This window comes from Nostoc sp. UIC 10607 (assembly GCF_047228265.1).
Lineage (GTDB): Bacteria > Cyanobacteriota > Cyanobacteriia > Cyanobacteriales > Nostocaceae > Nostoc > Nostoc foliaceum_A.
The window spans coordinates 91,429-109,489 of record NZ_JBIQNW010000010.1 but is presented as its reverse complement, the minus strand read 5'-3'; the positions used below and the strand labels follow the sequence as shown (position 1 = coordinate 109,489).

15 protein-coding genes are annotated in these 18,061 nt (G+C 44.7%); 7 read left to right on the top strand and 8 right to left on the bottom strand.

All coding sequences use genetic code 11. From position 1 onward, the window contains the following. Positions 1-14: 14 nt before the first annotated feature. Entirely contained in the window at positions 15-1,406 is a 1,392-nt protein-coding gene (asnS, locus tag ACEYW6_RS12270; protein WP_412979903.1) for an asparagine--tRNA ligase, read from the bottom strand. A 2-nt stretch (positions 1,407-1,408) separates the two neighbouring features. Continuing rightward, positions 1,409-1,771, bottom strand: coding sequence for a hypothetical protein (locus ACEYW6_RS12265; RefSeq protein ID WP_412979902.1), 363 nt, complete (start codon positions 1,769-1,771; stop codon positions 1,409-1,411). A 44-nt stretch (positions 1,772-1,815) separates the two neighbouring features. Here ACEYW6_RS12265 and ACEYW6_RS12260 point away from each other — a divergent pair, with 44 nt between their 5' ends. Continuing rightward, positions 1,816-2,094 (top strand): DUF6439 family protein, encoded by a 279-nt coding sequence (locus ACEYW6_RS12260; RefSeq protein ID WP_094328229.1) that lies wholly within the window; start codon positions 1,816-1,818, stop codon positions 2,092-2,094. Between the two features lie 57 nt (positions 2,095-2,151). On the opposite strand, the gene ACEYW6_RS12255 is transcribed toward ACEYW6_RS12260, so the two are convergent. Next, positions 2,152-2,601, bottom strand: a complete 450-nt coding sequence (locus ACEYW6_RS12255) for an ATP-binding protein (protein ID WP_196511350.1) — start codon at positions 2,599-2,601, stop codon at positions 2,152-2,154. Positions 2,602-2,992: 391 nt separating this feature from the next. Continuing rightward, positions 2,993-4,399 carry a 23S rRNA (uracil(1939)-C(5))-methyltransferase RlmD gene (gene rlmD / locus ACEYW6_RS12250; protein WP_412979901.1) on the bottom strand — a complete coding sequence of 469 codons (1,407 nt, stop codon included), beginning with the start codon at positions 4,397-4,399 and terminating at the stop codon, positions 2,993-2,995. Positions 4,400-4,554: 155 nt separating this feature from the next. On the opposite strand from rlmD, the gene ACEYW6_RS12245 reads away from it, so the two are divergent. Continuing rightward, positions 4,555-5,040 (top strand): allophycocyanin subunit alpha-B, encoded by a 486-nt coding sequence (locus ACEYW6_RS12245; protein ID WP_094348587.1) that lies wholly within the window; start codon positions 4,555-4,557, stop codon positions 5,038-5,040. Between the two features lie 553 nt (positions 5,041-5,593). Here the strand turns inward: ACEYW6_RS12245 and ACEYW6_RS12240 are convergent. After that, positions 5,594-8,026 (bottom strand): beta strand repeat-containing protein, encoded by a 2,433-nt coding sequence (locus ACEYW6_RS12240; protein WP_412979900.1) that lies wholly within the window; start codon positions 8,024-8,026, stop codon positions 5,594-5,596. 497 nt (positions 8,027-8,523) lie between these two features. On the opposite strand from ACEYW6_RS12240, the gene purL reads away from it, so the two are divergent. The 3 genes from purL (at position 8,524) to ACEYW6_RS12225 (ending at position 13,321) form a co-directional block, all read left to right on the top strand. Beyond that, a complete protein-coding gene (purL, locus tag ACEYW6_RS12235; RefSeq protein ID WP_412979899.1) occupies positions 8,524-10,893 on the top strand; it encodes a phosphoribosylformylglycinamidine synthase subunit PurL in 2,370 nt (789 codons plus the stop codon). 190 nt (positions 10,894-11,083) lie between these two features. Then, positions 11,084-12,583 (top strand): amidophosphoribosyltransferase, encoded by a 1,500-nt coding sequence (gene purF / locus ACEYW6_RS12230; protein ID WP_412979898.1) that lies wholly within the window; start codon positions 11,084-11,086, stop codon positions 12,581-12,583. A gap of 171 nt (positions 12,584-12,754) precedes the next feature. Then, positions 12,755-13,321, top strand: coding sequence for a Uma2 family endonuclease (locus ACEYW6_RS12225; RefSeq protein WP_412979897.1), 567 nt, complete (start codon positions 12,755-12,757; stop codon positions 13,319-13,321). An 81-nt stretch (positions 13,322-13,402) separates the two neighbouring features. On the opposite strand, the gene ACEYW6_RS12220 is transcribed toward ACEYW6_RS12225, so the two are convergent. The 3 genes from ACEYW6_RS12220 to ACEYW6_RS12210 all read right to left on the bottom strand — a co-directional run bounded on the left by ACEYW6_RS12220 (position 13,403) and on the right by ACEYW6_RS12210 (position 15,446). Further along, positions 13,403-13,684, bottom strand: coding sequence for a hypothetical protein (locus ACEYW6_RS12220; RefSeq protein ID WP_196511825.1), 282 nt, complete (start codon positions 13,682-13,684; stop codon positions 13,403-13,405). A 78-nt stretch (positions 13,685-13,762) separates the two neighbouring features. Further along, positions 13,763-14,809, bottom strand: coding sequence for an ABC transporter permease (locus ACEYW6_RS12215; protein ID WP_190892534.1), 1,047 nt, complete (start codon positions 14,807-14,809; stop codon positions 13,763-13,765). A 118-nt stretch (positions 14,810-14,927) separates the two neighbouring features. Next, a complete protein-coding gene (locus tag ACEYW6_RS12210) occupies positions 14,928-15,446 on the bottom strand; it encodes an adenine phosphoribosyltransferase (RefSeq protein WP_190892705.1) in 519 nt (172 codons plus the stop codon). Between the two features lie 457 nt (positions 15,447-15,903). Between ACEYW6_RS12210 and ACEYW6_RS12205 the strand changes: the two genes are divergently transcribed. Next, entirely contained in the window at positions 15,904-16,530 is a 627-nt protein-coding gene (locus ACEYW6_RS12205; RefSeq protein ID WP_190892531.1) for a DUF3038 domain-containing protein, read from the top strand. Continuing rightward, positions 16,527-17,957: a DUF4335 domain-containing protein gene (locus ACEYW6_RS12200; protein WP_196511822.1), complete on the top strand. Its 1,431-nt coding sequence runs from the start codon at positions 16,527-16,529 to the stop codon at positions 17,955-17,957. Before ACEYW6_RS12205 ends, ACEYW6_RS12200 begins: the two co-directional genes overlap by 4 nt. The last annotated feature ends 104 nt before the right edge of the window (positions 17,958-18,061 follow it).

Here is an 18,061-nt window from a genome sequence, read left to right as displayed (position 1 = left end):
CTTATTTAATTAAACTAAAACTCAGCACTTTGGGGTGTACGCGGAAAGGGAATCACATCACGAATATTTCCCATACCCGTCATAAATTGCACGAGTCTTTCAAAACCTAGTCCAAAACCAGCGTGGGGGACAGTACCATAACGACGCAAATCAAGATACCACCACAAGTCTTCTGGTTTTAATCCTTGCGCTAACACACGGTGTTCTAGAACTTCCAAACGTTCTTCGCGCTGAGAGCCGCCGACAATTTCGCCAATTTTGGGTGCGAGAATATCCATTGCGCGGACGGTTTTTTCATCGTCGTTCAAGCGCATATAAAAAGCTTTAATTTGCGCTGGATAATCTGTAACGATCGCAGGCTTTTTAAATAATTGTTCAGCGAGGTAACGTTCGTGTTCTGATTGTAAATCTAAACCCCAACTCACTGGATATTCAAATTTAACATCAGCTTTTTCTAAGAGTTTGATGGCTTCTGTGTAAGTTAACCGTTCAAACTGATTATTAATAATATTTTCGGCTGTTGTCAACACAGATTTTTCAATGCGTTCATTGAAAAATTCCATATCTTCTGGGCAAGTTTCTAACACATATTTAAAAATGTGTTTGAGAAACGCCTCAGCTAAATCCATATCGCCTTCTAAGTCACAAAAAGCCATTTCTGGCTCAACCATCCAAAATTCTGCTAGGTGACGGGAGGTATTGGAATTTTCTGCACGGAAGGTAGGACCAAAGGTGTAGACGTTGCTAAACGCCATCGCCATCACTTCCGCTTCCAACTGGCCGCTAACTGTTAAATATGTGGGTTTAGCAAAAAAGTCTTGGCTGTAATCTACTGCTTGGTTTTCTGTGCGGGGGATATTCTTTAAATCTAAACTGGTAACGCTAAACAGTTCACCCGCACCTTCGCAATCGCTAGCGGTGATGATCGGTGTGTGTACCCACAAAAAGCCTCTTTGTTGGAAAAATTGGTGAATTGCTGTCGAACAAGCATTTCTGACGCGGAAAACTGCACCAAAGGAATTAGTACGCGATCGCAAATGTCCAATGGTTCGCAGAAACTCAAAGGAATGACGTTTCTTTTGCAGGGGATATGTATCGGGATCAGCTTCTCCATAAACTTTCACGGACTCGGCTTTCAACTCAATCCGTTGTCCTTTACCCAGAGAAGCCACTAATACCCCTGTCACCTCAACAGCAGCACCTGTATTCAGTTTTTTCAATATAGCTTCGTAATCTGGCAAATCTTGATTAATGACGACTTGCAAATTAGCTAGTGATGAGCCGTCATTGACTTCAATAAAAGCAAACCCTTTAGACTCGCGCTTCGTTCGCACCCAGCCTTGAACTTGGAGGGACTCGTCAGGTTGACCACTTCGCAATATTTCTGCAATCCGTCGATTTACCATATTTATCCAGCACAAGACTTTAATATCCAGCCTATGATAACGCCCATTCCACCAAAGCGGACGACTTGCCAGAAAGGTTTTTTGAGGCTACGCCAAGAAAATAACTGACTTTCTAAGTTTACTTCTAGCATTTCCAACTGCTGTTGAATTTGCCGTAACTCTGCTTTGATTTCTGGTGTGTGAGATTTATTGTGCTTTAGTTGATCGCGGCGCTGTTGCCATTGTGCCTGTTGTTGGCAATCGCGTTGCACTTGATCGTAACGTTCTTTTAAGGATAGGAGCGATCGCTCTACTTCCTCTAATTCTTGTTCAAAATCTGGTTCTTGATTTTCTGCTGACGGCTGTGATTGTTTTGGCGGCTTCATTTACAAGTAGTAAAGTAGAAGTAAATGCAAATGTGCCAATAGTTATGTCCCAATCTACCCAGCTGCCGAAAACCAGTCAACTGAATGAACTTAGTACTCTAGAACTTGCTCAAGCCCTCATGGAAAGACTGAGCATTTCCCCTAACGATTGGCATCGCCTCAAGTCTAACCGCAATTCTCGCGCTAATGAACAAGTGGCAGCAGCTATTGTGTATCTTTTAAAGAATCAGCCACAAGAAGCTCAAGCTAGATTAGAACAGGCAATTGGTTGGTTAGATCGCTCCATTTCTGCCCCTCCCTGTCCAACTCACGGAAAAAGTTAAAAGTTAGGAGTGAGGAGTTAAAAGTTTTAAATTATTAACTCCTAACTCCTTATTAAGTTACAGTCGCAGAGATAAACGGGGACGATTTTCCATTTGTTTACAAAGCCTCAATTCTGTACCTTTGCGGTTCCACTCCACCTGATCAAAAATTTGGTGGAGAAGACATAAACCACGACCACTTTCTGATTCATCTGGTGGTAAATAGTCTGTTGGTTCTTCATCACTAGTAGATGAAGGAGTAAAGCCGCTACCCTGGTCTGATATTATCCACCAATATTGATTATCTATTAAGGAAAAACGAACTACAACTGTTTTACTTGGATCAAGATTATTGCCATGTTTAGCTGCGTTTACTAGGGCTTCTTGAAGTCCTAGCCGCAGTTCGGATTGTAATTTTGCTGGAATTTCTGCCAACAATAAATCTAGTATTGGACAAAGGTAGAGGGTTGAGGCAAAACTAATAGTGCCCCAATAACGTCCAACTGGACGGAGTGAAATAGTAATCACAAGAGAAACCCCATAGCTTTCAGTTAGCTAGACATCAGTTTGCTATTACAGGCACCCTGATAAAACTTGAGGTGGTCATGCTGCCTTCAAACTTGCGTCTTTAAAACTAAATTTTGAAAATGCTAGGGAGCATTAGTTCTACAGTATGAATTGGGATTGCTTAGATAATACAACGGCTAGAATAGTTTTGATAATGGATTCAGCAACTTATAAAGATGCTAGTAATTTGACAGAGTATTGGCATACTCTAGTTAATTGCCGATTAGTCATTTACACAATCCAATTCATGTTTCTAAGAACCTATGCAACTTGAATTTATTTAAACAAAATGAATTTTTATTTTCAGCTTAATTCAATTTTAGCATCTTTAGTATGCACTAGACTAAAAATTTCAAATTTCAGTTTTTGTAAAGGAATTACTATCCTTGTGCAAATGTGATAGCACAAGAAAGGCGGCAGCTTCAACATGAGCCGTTTGAGGAAAAAAATCAGCAGGTTGCACCCGTGTGATAGTATATTGCCCATCTTGACAAAGTAATTTCAGGTCACGAGCAAGGGTGGCTACTTTACAGCTGACGTAAACAATCCGAGATGGTTTCAATTGCCGTAAAGTGTCTATGACAGCGCGATCGCACCCCTTGCGTGGCGGATCGAGTATTACTACTTCTGGTATTGTGCCCATTTTTGGAAGCAATTTCTCTACTGCCCCAACTTGGAATGTCACATTCTCAATTCCGTTGCGGTGGGCATTCAAAATAGCTTGTTCCACTGCTGCTGGTTGCACCTCTAATCCTGTAGCTTGACGGACTTTTTTGGCGAGGGGTAAAGTTAAAGTCCCGATACCACAGTAGGCATCAACTAGCAACTCATGCCCTTGAAGATTGAGTTCTGATTGAATGACCTGCAATAGTGCTTCTGCGGTTTCTGTATACACTTGGAAAAATGTATCTGGGCGCACTTGAAATTCCAGTCCAGCAAAATATTCACGCAGGTGAGGGACTCCAACGATGCAACGGGTTTCTAATCCAAAGATAGCATTTGTGCGATCGCTATTGCGGTTGAGCGACACTCCCACTAACTGCGGATAACGCTTTAACCATTCCTGGGCTTGGGTTTCAATTCCTGATAAATTCCAGTCTTTCACCACCAAAGTCAGCAACATTTCTCCAGTGTGTCGGCCAATGCGTAAACCAAGATGGCGAATTTGTCCTTGATGACGCTGTTCGTCATAAATTTGCCAACCCCGTTGTTGGATATCCTGCTTAACTTCGGCAAGTAAGGGATTTAATCGCACGTCTTGGACTGGACATTGATTTAAATTAATTAATTGGTGACTACCTTTTTGGTAGTAACCAGCTTGTACTTGTCCCGTTGCCGATATGCCCAGAGGATATGTAGATTTATTACGGTAGCCCAAAGCAGAAGGGGCGGTGATTACCGGATCTACCGGTGGTTGGACAAAACCGCCAATGCGCTCCATTGCTTGGATAACTTGATTTTGCTTGGCTACTAGCTGGTAGTCATAATTAACATGCTGCCACTGGCAACCACCGCACTTATCCGCCACAATACAATTGGGTCGGATACGGTGGGAGGATGGCTCTAATAGCTGCTGGAGCTTCCCGTGGGCGTATTTAGGTTTAACATGTACCAAGCGGACAATGGCGCGATCGCCTGGGACAGTATCTGGGACAAACACTACACGCTCATCAGCGCGTCCCACACCATCGCCTGTATCACTCAAGTTAGCGATCGTTACTTCAATTAATTCACCCTGCTGCCAAATTATTTTAGTCATTAGTTATTAATCAAGAGTCAAAAGTCAAGAGTCAAGAGTCAAAAGTTATTAATTCTCCCTATGCTCCCTGCTCCCTCATATCCATCATCTCTCTTCACTTGTGTACCTCCGACTCGCTAAACTAACAGATAATATTTCAGGTGATTTCAATAATCATGACTGTAATTAGCCAAGTTATTCTCAAAGCCGACGACGAACTGCGTTATCCCAGCAGTGGCGAACTTAAAAATATCAAAGACTTTTTGCAAACCGGCGTACAAAGGACGAGGATTGCGGCTACCTTAGCCGAAAACGAAAAAAAGATAGTTCAGGAAGCAACCAAACAACTTTGGCAGAAGCGTCCTGACTTTATCTCCCCTGGAGGTAATGCTTACGGAGAACGCCAGCGCTCTCTATGTATCCGTGATTTTGGCTGGTACTTACGTCTAATTACTTATGGTGTGCTTGCCGGTGACAAAGAACCAATTGAAAAAATTGGTTTGATTGGTGTGCGGGAAATGTACAACTCATTGGGCGTTCCTGTGCCTGGAATGGTAGAAGCGATCAATTCCCTCAAAACAGCTTCCCTTAGCTTACTGAGTGCGGAAGACGCTGCCGAAGCAGCACCCTACTTTGATTACATCATTCAAGCGATGTCTTAATCAAAGTATGTGCTGGTTCTAGGAGTATACTTCCGGTCTACTAGAGTGAGTGCAAGATATTAGCGCTCGATAGGCATAAGATACCCAATTTGATCATACCCTCCCCACATTTGGTAGTGGCTGTGGCAAAATCTTTGTCAAGTTACCAACCAGTTGTGGGGAAATTTTATTGGCTATAGTTATAGGGCATTTCTCAAAGGATGAAGGACATATAGACATAAAAAACCGACAGTCCTTGATTAAGGCTGTCGGCAATTAAGTGTGTTCCCTATTAATGACTCGGCTAGAGTTCAGTTGTCATTAATTATGCCTAGTTAGCGATCGCAGGAAGACGATCCTAATCATAGATAAGTGTGATTCTCGTCACAGGATTGTTACAGCTAAACTGCATATACCCGAATATTCTCTGAGCTTCAGTAGTTACCTGTAAGTTTTGAGTAAGAATATATGCCGTAATAGATGCTTTTTCAGCTTAAGAGCAAAAAACACCAATTTAAATACTCAGGGGCTAAAACCCAAGCCAAGAAAGAGAAAGTAACAAACATTAACAAATTTATGCCCCGTTTGCCAAAGTGCTGTAGCAGAAAGAACTATCTGCAAAGATAAATTTCTCAAAGTCAGTTGTAGAGAAGCTAATGGTGCTCCCATTATTATTAAAACTGATGTTGGCAGAATTAAGGGTATTGCCAGAAATAACACCAGATATGATCAGTTCAGAGCGATTGAAAGCTCTAAGATCGAGGGTGTCAAAACCATCCCCGCCATCAATAGTGGCACCACCAAACCCTTTGAAGTAGTCATCTCCAGTGCCAAGATCAATACTCAACCCGCCACCGATAGTAACTTTCTGTTGAACTCCATCTAGGGTGCTGGTGGCAATAATTTTGTCATTACCATGGCCAGTCTTGATGATTCCTTGTCCATAAATGCCATAGGCAGTACCACCAATTGTTGCTGTAGCCTGTCCGGTAAGAATGTCAGAACCATTGCCTGTATCAATTACTCCGTCGTTGACGATGCCATAGGCGGTGGAGTTTGTTCCAGAACTGTTCCCATAACCCTTAATCGTGTCCTTGCCCGACCCTGTAAAGATGGTGGCGTCCTTAGTGTTTTGGATACCAGTCCCAGCACCACCGTCGCCGATGCCACCGAGAGCAATGCCGCCACTGCCGCCAATACCAGTGCCGATGATCGTGTCTTCTCCGTTTTCGGTATCCAGTTTGCCACTATTGCTGATGCCGATTCCAGTACCGCCGTCGCCGCCGACCCTCTCAGTACTGCCATCGATGCCAGCCCCGCCGTTACCACCAGTACCAGTGCTGATGATTGTGTCTTGTCCGTCCCCTAGATTCAGACTGCCACTGTTAACGATGCCTGTCCCAACTCCACCGTTGCCAATACCGAAGTCGGTACCGATGCCAATGCCGCCCTTCCCTGTACCAGAGATCGTATCTTTTCCGTCCCCTGAATTCAGACTATCACTGTTAGCGATGCCTGTCCCAGTACCACTGACGTTGGACAAAAAGTTGAAGTTGCGGATGCGGATGCCACCAATACCGATACCAGTGATTGTGTCTTCTCCGTCTCCTGCATTCAAACTGCCACTGTTAGCAATGCCGATCCCAGTACCACCGCCGTCGTTGCCGATGGCGCCTTCGCCGTCGTTGCCCCCAGTACCGATACCAGTGATTGTGTCTTCTCCGTCTCCTGCATTCAGACTGCCATTGTTAGCGATGCTTATCCCTGTCCCAGATCCACCTCTACCGTTGCCCACGCCGTCGCCACCTACGCCGCCAGTACCGATGCCTGTGATCGTGTCTTTTGCATTCCCTGTATTCAAACTGCCATTGTTGGCGATGCCTGTCCCAGTTCCACCCTCACCACCTCCCGAATTGCCAGCGGCACTGCCGCCGTTGCCCCCAGTACCAGTACCGAAGAGCGTGTCTTCTCCATCCTGAGTGTGCATTTTGCCACTGTTGCTGATGCCGATGCCATCTCCACCGACCCCGCCGATGTATCGGCTATAGCCGCCGTTGCCACCAGTACCAGTACCGACGAGCGTGTCTTCTCCGTCCTCTGTATTAAAATTTCCACTGTTGCTGATGCCTGTCCCAGTTCCGCCATAGCTGGTATTACCAAAAATATTGCCGCTATTGCCGCCCTTCCCTGTACCGACGATCCTATCTTTTCCGTCCCCTGTATTAAAATTGCCACTGTTAGTGATGCCTGTCCCAGCTCCACCGACCCCGATCAAGGCGGCATAGTTATCACTTCCACCTCCGCTACTACCGCCATTGCCGCCAGTACCGATGCCAGTGATCGTGTCTCCTCCGTCCCCTGCATTTAGAATGCTACTGTTAGCTATACCAGTTCCAGCTCCACCATCACCAGGGATCACAGATATGCTGCTGCCACCATTGCCGCCCTTCCCTGTGCCGGTGATCGTGTCTTGTCCATCCCCTGCATTTAGACTGCCACGGTTGTTAGCAATGCCTGTCCCAGTACCACCGTCGCCGCCAGGGCTAATACTATCATCGCTGGCAGCCTCGGCGTTGCCGCCAGTGCCGCCAGTACCGATGCCAATGATAGTGTCTTTTCCGTCTCCGGTATCCAGTTCCCCACTGTTAACAATGCCAGTTCCAGTACCACCGTTGGCACCAGCGTCGCCGCTGAAGATACCGTTACCGCCGTCGCCGCCAGTACCGGAGCCAGTGATCGTGTCTTTTCCACCTCCAGTATGCAGTTCCTCACTGTTACTGATACCAGTTCCAGTACCGCCACTGCTGCCGCCGTTGCCGTCAACGCCGTTGCTACCGTTACCGCCAGTACCGATGCCCTCAATAGTGTCTTTTCCTGAGAGTGTACGAATGTAACCTCCAGTTAAAATATCAATACCAATTGCCAATGATGCATTTAACTCTTGTCCGATTAAAGTGTCAGCACTGGGGGTGCCGATGAAATTGGGTGGAAAGGTAAGTCTAGGCATGATCAAAATCCTCTTAATTGGGTTTAGTACGGTCGGTTTGCTCATTTGGATAAACAGTTTCTCAAATTCCTGAAATCCTTTATCCAAAAGCGATTCAGTGATTGAGTCCGCTGTTGTAGGAGTTTTTCAGACGAATGAAGTTCCAAATAATCAGAATTTCAAAAATTAAAACTTGCTTGTGATCGCATCCTATGAGTTTTTTCTGTGTTCAATTAGTAGATCATCTGACAGGCTGATAGCCATTTCCAGATTATGGAAATGGACTATGCACTTTACAAGGAAAAAATTTTTATTACTTAATATTTATCAGTATAATTACCAGGAATCCAGCATTAAATACAATCTATCTTTAGGTGTAAAAAAATATACTTTTTTAAGTAAATTTATTTGTCTTGTTAAATCTGTAGCATCATATAGCCATAAACCATCCTATAACTGCACCTACAGGGTAAGTAAATCGATAGAATAATGCTCTGTACAATTGGTGCATTATTTCCATGACCGCCACATCTCCTGCTTTCTTTTCCCCGCAAGAAATCGCTGCTGAAGGTCTTAAACCAGAAGAATACGCAGAAATTGTCCGTCGGTTAGGGCGTCATCCCAACAAAGCTGAACTGGGAATGTTTGGGGTAATGTGGTCAGAGCATTGCTGCTACAAAAACTCTCGACCTTTACTCAAGCAGTTTCCTACCGAAGGGCCCCGCATCCTCGTGGGGCCTGGTGAAAATGCTGGTGTTGTAGATTTGGGTGACGGACTCCAACTAGCCTTTAAGATTGAATCCCACAATCACCCTTCAGCGGTCGAACCCTTTCAGGGAGCCGCAACGGGAGTAGGAGGCATTCTCAGAGATATCTTTACGATGGGTGCGCGTCCCATTGCCCTATTAAACTCACTGCGCTTTGGTTCCCTAGAAGATGCCAAAACCCAACGGCTGTTTAGCGGTGTGGTAGCCGGAATTGCCCATTATGGTAATTGTGTGGGAGTACCCACCGTTGGCGGCGAAGTTTATTTTGACTCTGCTTACTCTGGTAATCCTCTGGTGAATGTTATGGCACTAGGTTTGATGGAAACACCAGAAATCGTCAAATCTGGAGCATCTGGCTTAGGCAACCCCGTGCTGTATGTTGGTTCCACCACTGGGCGCGACGGCATGGGAGGGGCTAGTTTTGCCAGCGCAGAATTGAGCGATCAGTCAATAGACGATCGCCCTGCTGTGCAAGTGGGTGACCCATTTTTGGAAAAGTCGTTAATTGAAGCTTGTTTGGAAGCTTTTAAGACAGGTGCAGTTGTCGCCGCCCAAGATATGGGAGCAGCCGGTATCACCTGTTCTACTTCAGAGATGGCAGCAAAAGGCGGTGTGGGAATTGAACTAGATTTAGATAAAATTCCCGCAAGAGAAAGGGGGATGGTTCCTTATGAATATCTACTTTCGGAATCTCAAGAACGAATGCTGTTCGTTGCCCATAAGGGGCGTGAGCAAGAATTAATCGACATTTTTCACCGTTGGGGACTTCAAGCCGTTGTTGCTGGTACTGTCATCGCTGAACCCATCGTGCGGATTCTCTTTCAAGGTGCAGTAGCAGCAGAAATTCCTGCTGAGGCTTTGGCTGAGAATACCCCACTATATGAACGAGAATTGTTAGCAGAACCGCCAGAATATGCCCGTCAAGCTTGGGAATGGACTCCTGATTCCTTACCTGCTTGCACAACTGCTGGAATAGAACTCCAAAGAGGTGTGCAAAGTTGGAATGATATTTTGTTAACTTTGCTCGATACACCCACGATCGCATCTAAAAGTTGGGTATATCGTCAGTATGACCATCAAGTACAGAACAATACTGTGATACTGCCCGGTGGTGCAGATGCGGCTGTGGTGCGCTTGCGTCCCCTTGAAGAAATCCCCAATCTAAAATCCCAAATCCAAAATTTAAAATTAGGGGTGGCGGCAACGGTAGATTGCAATCCTCGTTATGTTTATCTTGACCCCTATGAAGGAGCTAAGGCAGTGGTGGCAGAAGCTGCACGCAATCTTAGCTGTGTGGGTGCAGAACCTCTGGCAGTGACAGATAACCTGAATTTTGGCTCTCCAGAAAAACCGATTGGTTACTGGCAATTGGCAGAAGCTTGTCGCGGTTTGGCAGAAGGTTGTCGAGAATTGGCAACTCCCGTCACAGGGGGTAATGTCTCTTTGTACAATGAAACTCTTGATTCTCAAGGCATCCCACAACCAATTTATCCCACCCCAGTAGTGGGTATGGTAGGCTTGATTCCCGATATCACCAAAATTTGTGGTCAAGGTTGGCAAGCATCCGGCGATGTGATTTATCTTCTCGGATTGCCTCTAGCATCCAAAATCAGTCTAGGAGCATCGGAATATTTAGCCACTATCCATAATACTGTTGCCGGAAAACCGCCACGGGTAGATTTTGACTTAGAACGCCGCGTCCAAAAAGTTTGCCGTGAAGGAATTCGTAATGGTTGGGTACGTTCAGCCCATGATTGTGCTGAGGGGGGAGTGGCGATCGCACTAGCAGAATGTTGTATTGCTGGCAACCTCGGTGCTGAAATCAATTTAGACATCCCACCAACCCAGCTAATATCTCGCTTTGATGAGTTGCTGTTTGCCGAAGGTGGTGCCAGGATTTTAGTTTCTGTAGCATCAGCACAACAAGAAATTTGGGAATCATACTTACAGGAACATCTGGGTCAAGAGTGGCAAAAAGTAGGTATGGTTCGTAATTATGAGATGGGTTTGGGGGTTTTCACTACTGATAACCAAGCCTTAATCAAAGTTAGGATCGAAGATATGAACGATCGCTATTCCCACGCGATCGCTAGGCGTCTCGCCATCCATACCACTACCTAAGCCCTGAGTGATGAGTCCTGGGTATTTAGCCTTCACTCAGAACTCAGCACTAATCACTCAGAACTATTAACGTCCCTGATCATAATTAGGGTACTGTTTTAATAGATGGTTAAAGATTTATTAAGAAAGCTACAACTATCTATAGACATAATCCCAGTGACTTGACCCCCCCACCAGGAGCAAAGCTAGCATGATTTCTATTCATTCTGTCACTTCGGATGAATACCCCGACCAAACCAACAACCCAATTAATAGTCATGAAAATCAGCCTGACAAGCCAGAAGAAGCTTGTGGTGTTTTTGGCATCTACGCACCAGGAGAAAACGTTGCTAAACTGACCTACTTTGGATTGTATGCCCTCCAGCATCGGGGTCAAGAATCAGCTGGTATTGCCACCTTTGAGGGTACACAAGTACACCTCCACAAAGATATGGGCTTAGTGTCTCAAGTCTTTAATGAATCCATCTTGGATCATTTGCCTGGTAGCCTTGCTGTTGGTCATACTCGTTATTCCACCACAGGTTCTAGCCGCAAAGTTAATGCCCAACCCGCAGTGCTGGAAACCCGTCTAGGTTCATTAGCATTAGCACATAATGGCAATTTAGTCAATACAGCGCAATTACGTCAAGAGTTGCTTGAGAAAAAATGCAACTTAGTCACGACAACAGACTCAGAAATGATCGCTTTTGCGATCGCAGAAGCGATCAACGCTGGCGCAGATTGGCTAGAGGGATCAATTCAGGCATTTCATCGTTGCCAAGGAGCCTTTAGTTTAGTGATTGGCACTCCTAATGGCGTTATGGGTGTCCGGGACACCAATGGCATTCGCCCCCTAGTCATTGGCACTTTGGCTGGTAATCCAGTCCGTTACGTTTTGGCTTCGGAGACTTGTGGTTTAGACATTATTGGAGCCGAATACCTACGAGATGTAGAACCAGGCGAATTAGTTTGGATTACTGAAGAAGGTTTGGCTTCCTATCATTGGAGTCAACAGCCCCAGCGGAAATTGTGTATCTTTGAGATGATTTACTTTGCTCGCCCTGATAGCGTCATGCATAACGAGAGTTTGTACAGCTATCGGATGCGCTTAGGACATCAACTAGCTAAAGAATCCTTTGTAGATGCCGATATTGTCTTTGGTGTTCCTGATTCAGGTATCCCTGCTGCGATCGGATTTTCCCAAGCTTCTGGTGTAGCTTATGGCGAAGGACTAATTAAAAATCGCTATGTTGGACGAACCTTTATTCAGCCAACACAAACCATGCGCGAATCAGGTATTCGCATGAAGCTCAACCCGCTCAAAGATGTGCTGGCGGGTAAACGAGTAATTATTGTTGATGACTCGATTGTGCGGGGTACTACCAGCCGTAAATTGGTAAAAACCTTGCGTGAAGCTGGTGCAGTAGAAGTACACATGCGAATCTCCTCCCCACCAGTAACTCATCCCTGCTTCTATGGTATTGACACCGATTCTCAAGATCAGCTGATTGCTGCTACCAAGTCAGTAGCGGAAATTGCCAAACAACTGGAAGTAGACAGCCTCGCCTATCTCAGTTGGGAGGGAATGTTAGAAGCGACAGGAGAAGACACTAATAGTTTTTGTTCTGCCTGCTTTACTGGAGATTATCCCGTAGCGATTCCTGAGCAAGTGAAGCGTTCTAAGTTGAGTTTAGAAAAGGTAGTGGTGTAGAAGATTGGGGTAGAGACGCGATTAATCGCGTCTCTAGGGATATGAGGGAGCAAGGAAAGAAGCAAGGGAGCAGATTTATTTTCCCCCTCTGCCCCCCGCACCCCGCCCCTCTGCCTCTTTCCCATGCCCAATCCGTCTAAAATAGGTAAATCCCCTAACAGAAGATGGTCTATGAACCAGCCGATATCTGAGAGAGTGCGCTGGACTACCGCCGATTTAGAGTTGTTTCCAGATAACGGGAACCGCTATGAAATTATTGACGGAGAATTGTTTGTGACCAGAGCGCCTCACTGGAACCATCAAAAAACTTGTGTCAGAATTAGCACTTCTTTGGATAATTGGTCACAGACTAGTGGTTTGGGAGAAGTTGTGACTGCTCCAGGAATAATTTTTGGCGAGAATGATAATGTCATTCCTGATGTTGTCTGGGCTAGTAATGAGAGATTACCCCTGCTTTTGGACGAGGCGGGGCATTTGACGGGTGCGCCAGAACTGGTAGTAGAGGTTCTATCTGCTGGTATTGAAAACGAAAAACGGGACAGGGAACTTAAATTAAAGCTTTACTCAGCAAGAGGTGTCAGAGAATATTGGATTGTAGATTGGCGTAAGCAACAGGTGGAAGTTTATCGACGTGAACAAGCGAGTTTAAAGTTAGTTGGTACGTTGTTCAATGGTGATGAGTTGAACTCACCCATATTGCCTAATTTTACTTGTGCGATCGCATCCTTATTTACTTAATACAAGTTTACATACAGCCTATTTCAAGTAAATGAAGTACACAGGTAGGGGCACAACATGTTGCAATCTGCTGTAATTAGCTTAACTGTGCTGCAAAAACTCAACTTTGGGCAATAACGGATCAGTCACAATACCCACACCGCTAAAACCCCAACGTTTGAGCAAGTTTCCCAACTGTGTACCTGGAATAGATTCCACAGTAAAGCGGTTTGCCACTTCTGACGCGTGGGTGTTCAGATAACTTAAGGCATCAAAGTTTTCTCGAAACAGCAATAAATAACCTGATGCTTCGGCGTTAGGACGAGCTATGAGATAATTACCGTCAGTTTTTGAGCGCACCAAGTAATAGACTTCGGACAGCATGGGGATAGGAATGGGGAGAGTAGGGGAGCAGGGGGAGCAAAGGACAGTAACTAACGACTAATGACCAATGACTAATGACTAATTGAGATTTTCTAGGCGAATGCGTGGATCGGCGGCTTTTAACATTAAATCGGCGATTAAATTACCAGCAATCAGCAAGACTGCGCCCATTACCAAGCTTGCCATTAACAAATATAAATCTTGAGCCTGTAAAGCCTGTAGAGTCAACCTCCCTAAACCAGGCCAGTTGAAGAAAAACTCGGCAATAAAGGCACCATTTAATAAACCAGCTAATTCAAAACCTAATAAGGTAATTAAGGGATTTATCGCATTGCGGAGAGCATGAACGTAGATAACGCGGTTTTCTGGCAATCCTTTGGCACGAGCCGTTTGGATGTAATCTTGACGCAGAACATCCAATAATTCGCCGCGAGTGATGCGTTGTAAACCAGCAAAACTAGTAATTGAGAGGGCGATGGTGGGTAAAATCATGTGCCAGCCGATATCTAAGATTCTGCCGAACCACGACAATTCCGAGTGATTGATGCTAGTCATACTACCCACTGGGAATAAGGGCGAGGTGATTTGGGCTAAAACCAATAACGCTAAGGCAGTTATGAAACTGGGAAAGCCTTGTCCGGCATAACTAATCACCTGTAAAATCCGGTCTGCTAGCTTATTTTGATTAACAGCAGCAAATATCCCTAGAGGGATAGCGATTGCCCATGTGACAATTAAAGATGCGATCGCTAATAGCAAAGTCGCTGGTACCCGTTCCCACAACAGCGACGATACTGAACGTTGATAAATAAAACTCGTACCAAAATCTCCCTTTGTCAAGATTCGCCATAGCCACAGCCAAAATTGTTCTAGCCAAGACTTATCCAAGCCAAACTGCCGTTTGATTTCTTCAATTCTTTCTGGCGATATCTTCGGGTTTTGCCGCAGCGTATCTACATAATCACCTGGAGCGAGCTGAATAATGAAAAACGACAACGCTGACGCTAGCAACAAAGTCAGTAGTGCCTGCAATATCCGCTTTACCACATAAACAAAAGTTTCACTCGTGACTAGCGTTATTAGCCAATCTCGACCTGTCTCCAAGGAAATTTTTGTAGATGTCATTTGTCTTTTGTCCTTTTTCCTACCCTACGGGAAGCCGCCCTTTGAGCGTCTATGTCAGTTGTCTTTTGCCACTTGTCCTTTGTCTGGCGACTAATAACCAATGACTAATGACCCATGACTAATATTCAATTAGGGAGATAATTGGCACGTCCGGCAAATATGTCCGTCCTTGTAAATCCCGTAGCTCGATAATAAACCCAAACCCTACTAGTTCGCAGCCAATCTTTTGCACCAACTTTGCTGTCGCACTCGCAGTTCCGCCCGTGGCAATCAAATCGTCCACAATCAAAACTCGGCTACCTTGGTGTAAAGCGTCTTGGTGTACTTCCAGGCAGTCTGTACCATACTCTAGTTCATATTCAATTGAGTGAACAGCTGCTGGTAACTTACCTTTTTTGCGAACGGGAATAAAACCAGCTCCTAATTGATAAGCCAAAGGTGAGCCAAAAATAAATCCCCTCGACTCCATCCCAATGACATAATCTGCCCTTATTTCAGCTTCATTGCATTTTTGTGTTAAAAAGTCAATAGTGTAGCGCAGTCCCTCTGGATCGCGCAGCAGCGTAGTAATATCCCGAAATAAAATTCCGGGTTTGGGGAAATCTGGAATGTCACGAACGAGAGACTTCAAATCCATAAAACAGGGGATGGGGAGTAGGGAGTGGGGAGTAGGGAAAGCTAGGAGTGAAGAGTGAGGAATTATTAATTTAAATTCATAACTATCTTAGTACCGAGTCATCAGTACTGAGTCTCTAGTTCCCAGCCTTTATTCCTTAGTCTCCAATTTTCAGATACCTGAAAAATCGTACACTATAATGTCATACGCTGGGGATCGAGGCTGAAGCTTCGTCCTTTATTGACGATAATTAGAATCTAAACCAAGCTAGAAAAGGTATTGCACTAAATAAATGGGGTGAATTAACTTATGTTTTAAAACTTTGATTTCAATATAGGGAAAACTTTGAGTAGAAAGAGTTAAGTAATGTATATATCAGGTAGTTATGCTACTACTACAAGTCTAATGTTCTTGTTTGGCTACCGAATCTTAAATTTGTTTTACCTAGTCTGTTGGAACCGCACAAGGTATTTATAGAATGAATGTCTCAGCAAGTTTAACGCCGTTCAACAGTGCAGCCCAAGAGTCACTGCCGATGATTCTGGACACTTTACCAGATCCTGCGATCGCTTCCAAGACGTGTCCTCGGAGAACCAGGCTGCAAATTGACTTAATTTTATTGGCAATTGAAGCTTTAGAGCTTGGTGGTTCGGAAGCAATCCTGTCTTTTGCTCAAGAGTTGGATCTAAAAGGAATTGTTAAAGACAGGGTGAATTTATGGCGGATGCGTAGCTCTAATCCACTACGGAGAGCGCACATGCGCCGTCCCTTAACTATTATGGAAGCAAAAGCTCTGGTAGTCATTGCTTGCTACATAGCGCGGCGTTTAACTGTTGTGATTCGCCAGTTACTAATGATATGTCAACAAATGGAAGAAAAGCAGATTCCATTGGAACAGAATTTGCGCCTATCTAATTACTTAGAGCGGTTTAGAGCGCATTTTAAGAGCCGGATGAATGCTCGACGTTCTGGTGTACTCGCATTAAGTTCTGATGAAAAATTAGATGAGCTAGCTATAAATTTGTTAGGACAATTACTATTTTGTACTGGTACAGCTGGAATGCAGCGATTCTGGATAAGTCTTTTTGACGGTGAAGTGGAATGAATATTCAACGTAAGTACAGTTTGCCTAATTGTACACTGCTTTTAGAAGGGTTAAGTGATGTCACTAGGGCTGCACACTTCCAGGAAATGCGTCCGGAATTATCAATATTGGTAAATGCAGAATGTTATTTATCTGGTTACAATCAGCCGCTAACGGGAGGGCGGGAATTTTTTGAAAGTTTGGTGAGGGCTGTTAGTGGCTATGCCCAAGAATTTTTAAGTAGTGTACCCAATCCGCAAGCACACAACCAGGAATCGGAGCTAGTAGAGTTTCAGAAAATTGACAGCAACCGACACAGGTTGATTATACATTCAGAAGGCTCTCCAGAAGGGTTTGATCACTCTAACAATTCCAAACGGCCGCCTATTGAAATAGATTTGAATACGGTACAGTTGTTTGATTTAGTGGAAGCAGTGGATCAGTTTTTTGCCGATAGCCAAACTTTACCTGAGCTTTCTCTAGAACTACAACCAGTTACCAGACGCTATGGCGGTGCTAGTCAGGCTTTAATCAGGCAGGCTGTACCTGCTGCTGTGGGTGTGTCAAGTTTAGCAGTAGCAGCGATCGCCTTTAACTTGATTCCACCTCCCCAAATGCGTCCACCGCAGCCTAAACCAGATGAGCAAACTAGCTCTACAACAAACAATATCACTCCTCCAGCATCAGCTGCTGCAACTCCCTTCGCAGCTGTAACCCCGACACCAACGCCCACAGCTAATACAAAGCCGACAGTTAAAGATTTAGAAGCACTTTTAAATACAGTTCCAGAAATTACTGATCCATCCCAGTTACGTGCATTGAATCGTCAAGTTTACAACCAGGTTCATCCAGCTTGGACTAATCGCTCAGGATTGCAACAGGATTTGATCTATCGTCTGGGTGTAGCTGCGGATGGAGCGATCGTTGGTTATAAAGCGTTGAATAAAGAAGCAAATCTAGGAGTGGGACAAACTCCTCTGCCTAACGTACTTTACAATCCAGCTAACCGCGCTCCCATTTCCAATGAACCGATCGCCCAATTTCGAGTAGTGTTTACTACAAAAGGTGTGTTAGAAGTTAGCCCTTGGCGGGGATATGCTAGAACACCAGAGGTTGTCGGCACAAAAATTACTGACTCTAATATAGTCAAAGGTTTAAACCAAAAGCTTTATAGTACAGTTCGCCAAACCTGGAGTGGTACTCCCACTTTTACGCGAGATTTGAAATATCGGGTGGCAGTCAACAAAGAAGGAGTAATTGCTGACTATGAACCACTCAACCAAGTCGCCTTTGACTATTTCCGAGAAACACCCCTTCCTAAAATGTTCAACGCTATATACGGTTCCAACGTCGCAGCTCCCAACGATAAAGAACCTCTTGCCCACTTCCAAGTGATATTTAAGCCTAGCGGTACGCTGGAAGTTATTCCTTGGCGGGGATATCAATAGTAATTGGGGACTGGAGACTAGGGATTGGGGATTGGTGGAAATTGGGAAGAGATAAGTTAGCAAACGTGAATTCTGCCCACCCTGTAACCTTTTGCCTTTTCCTA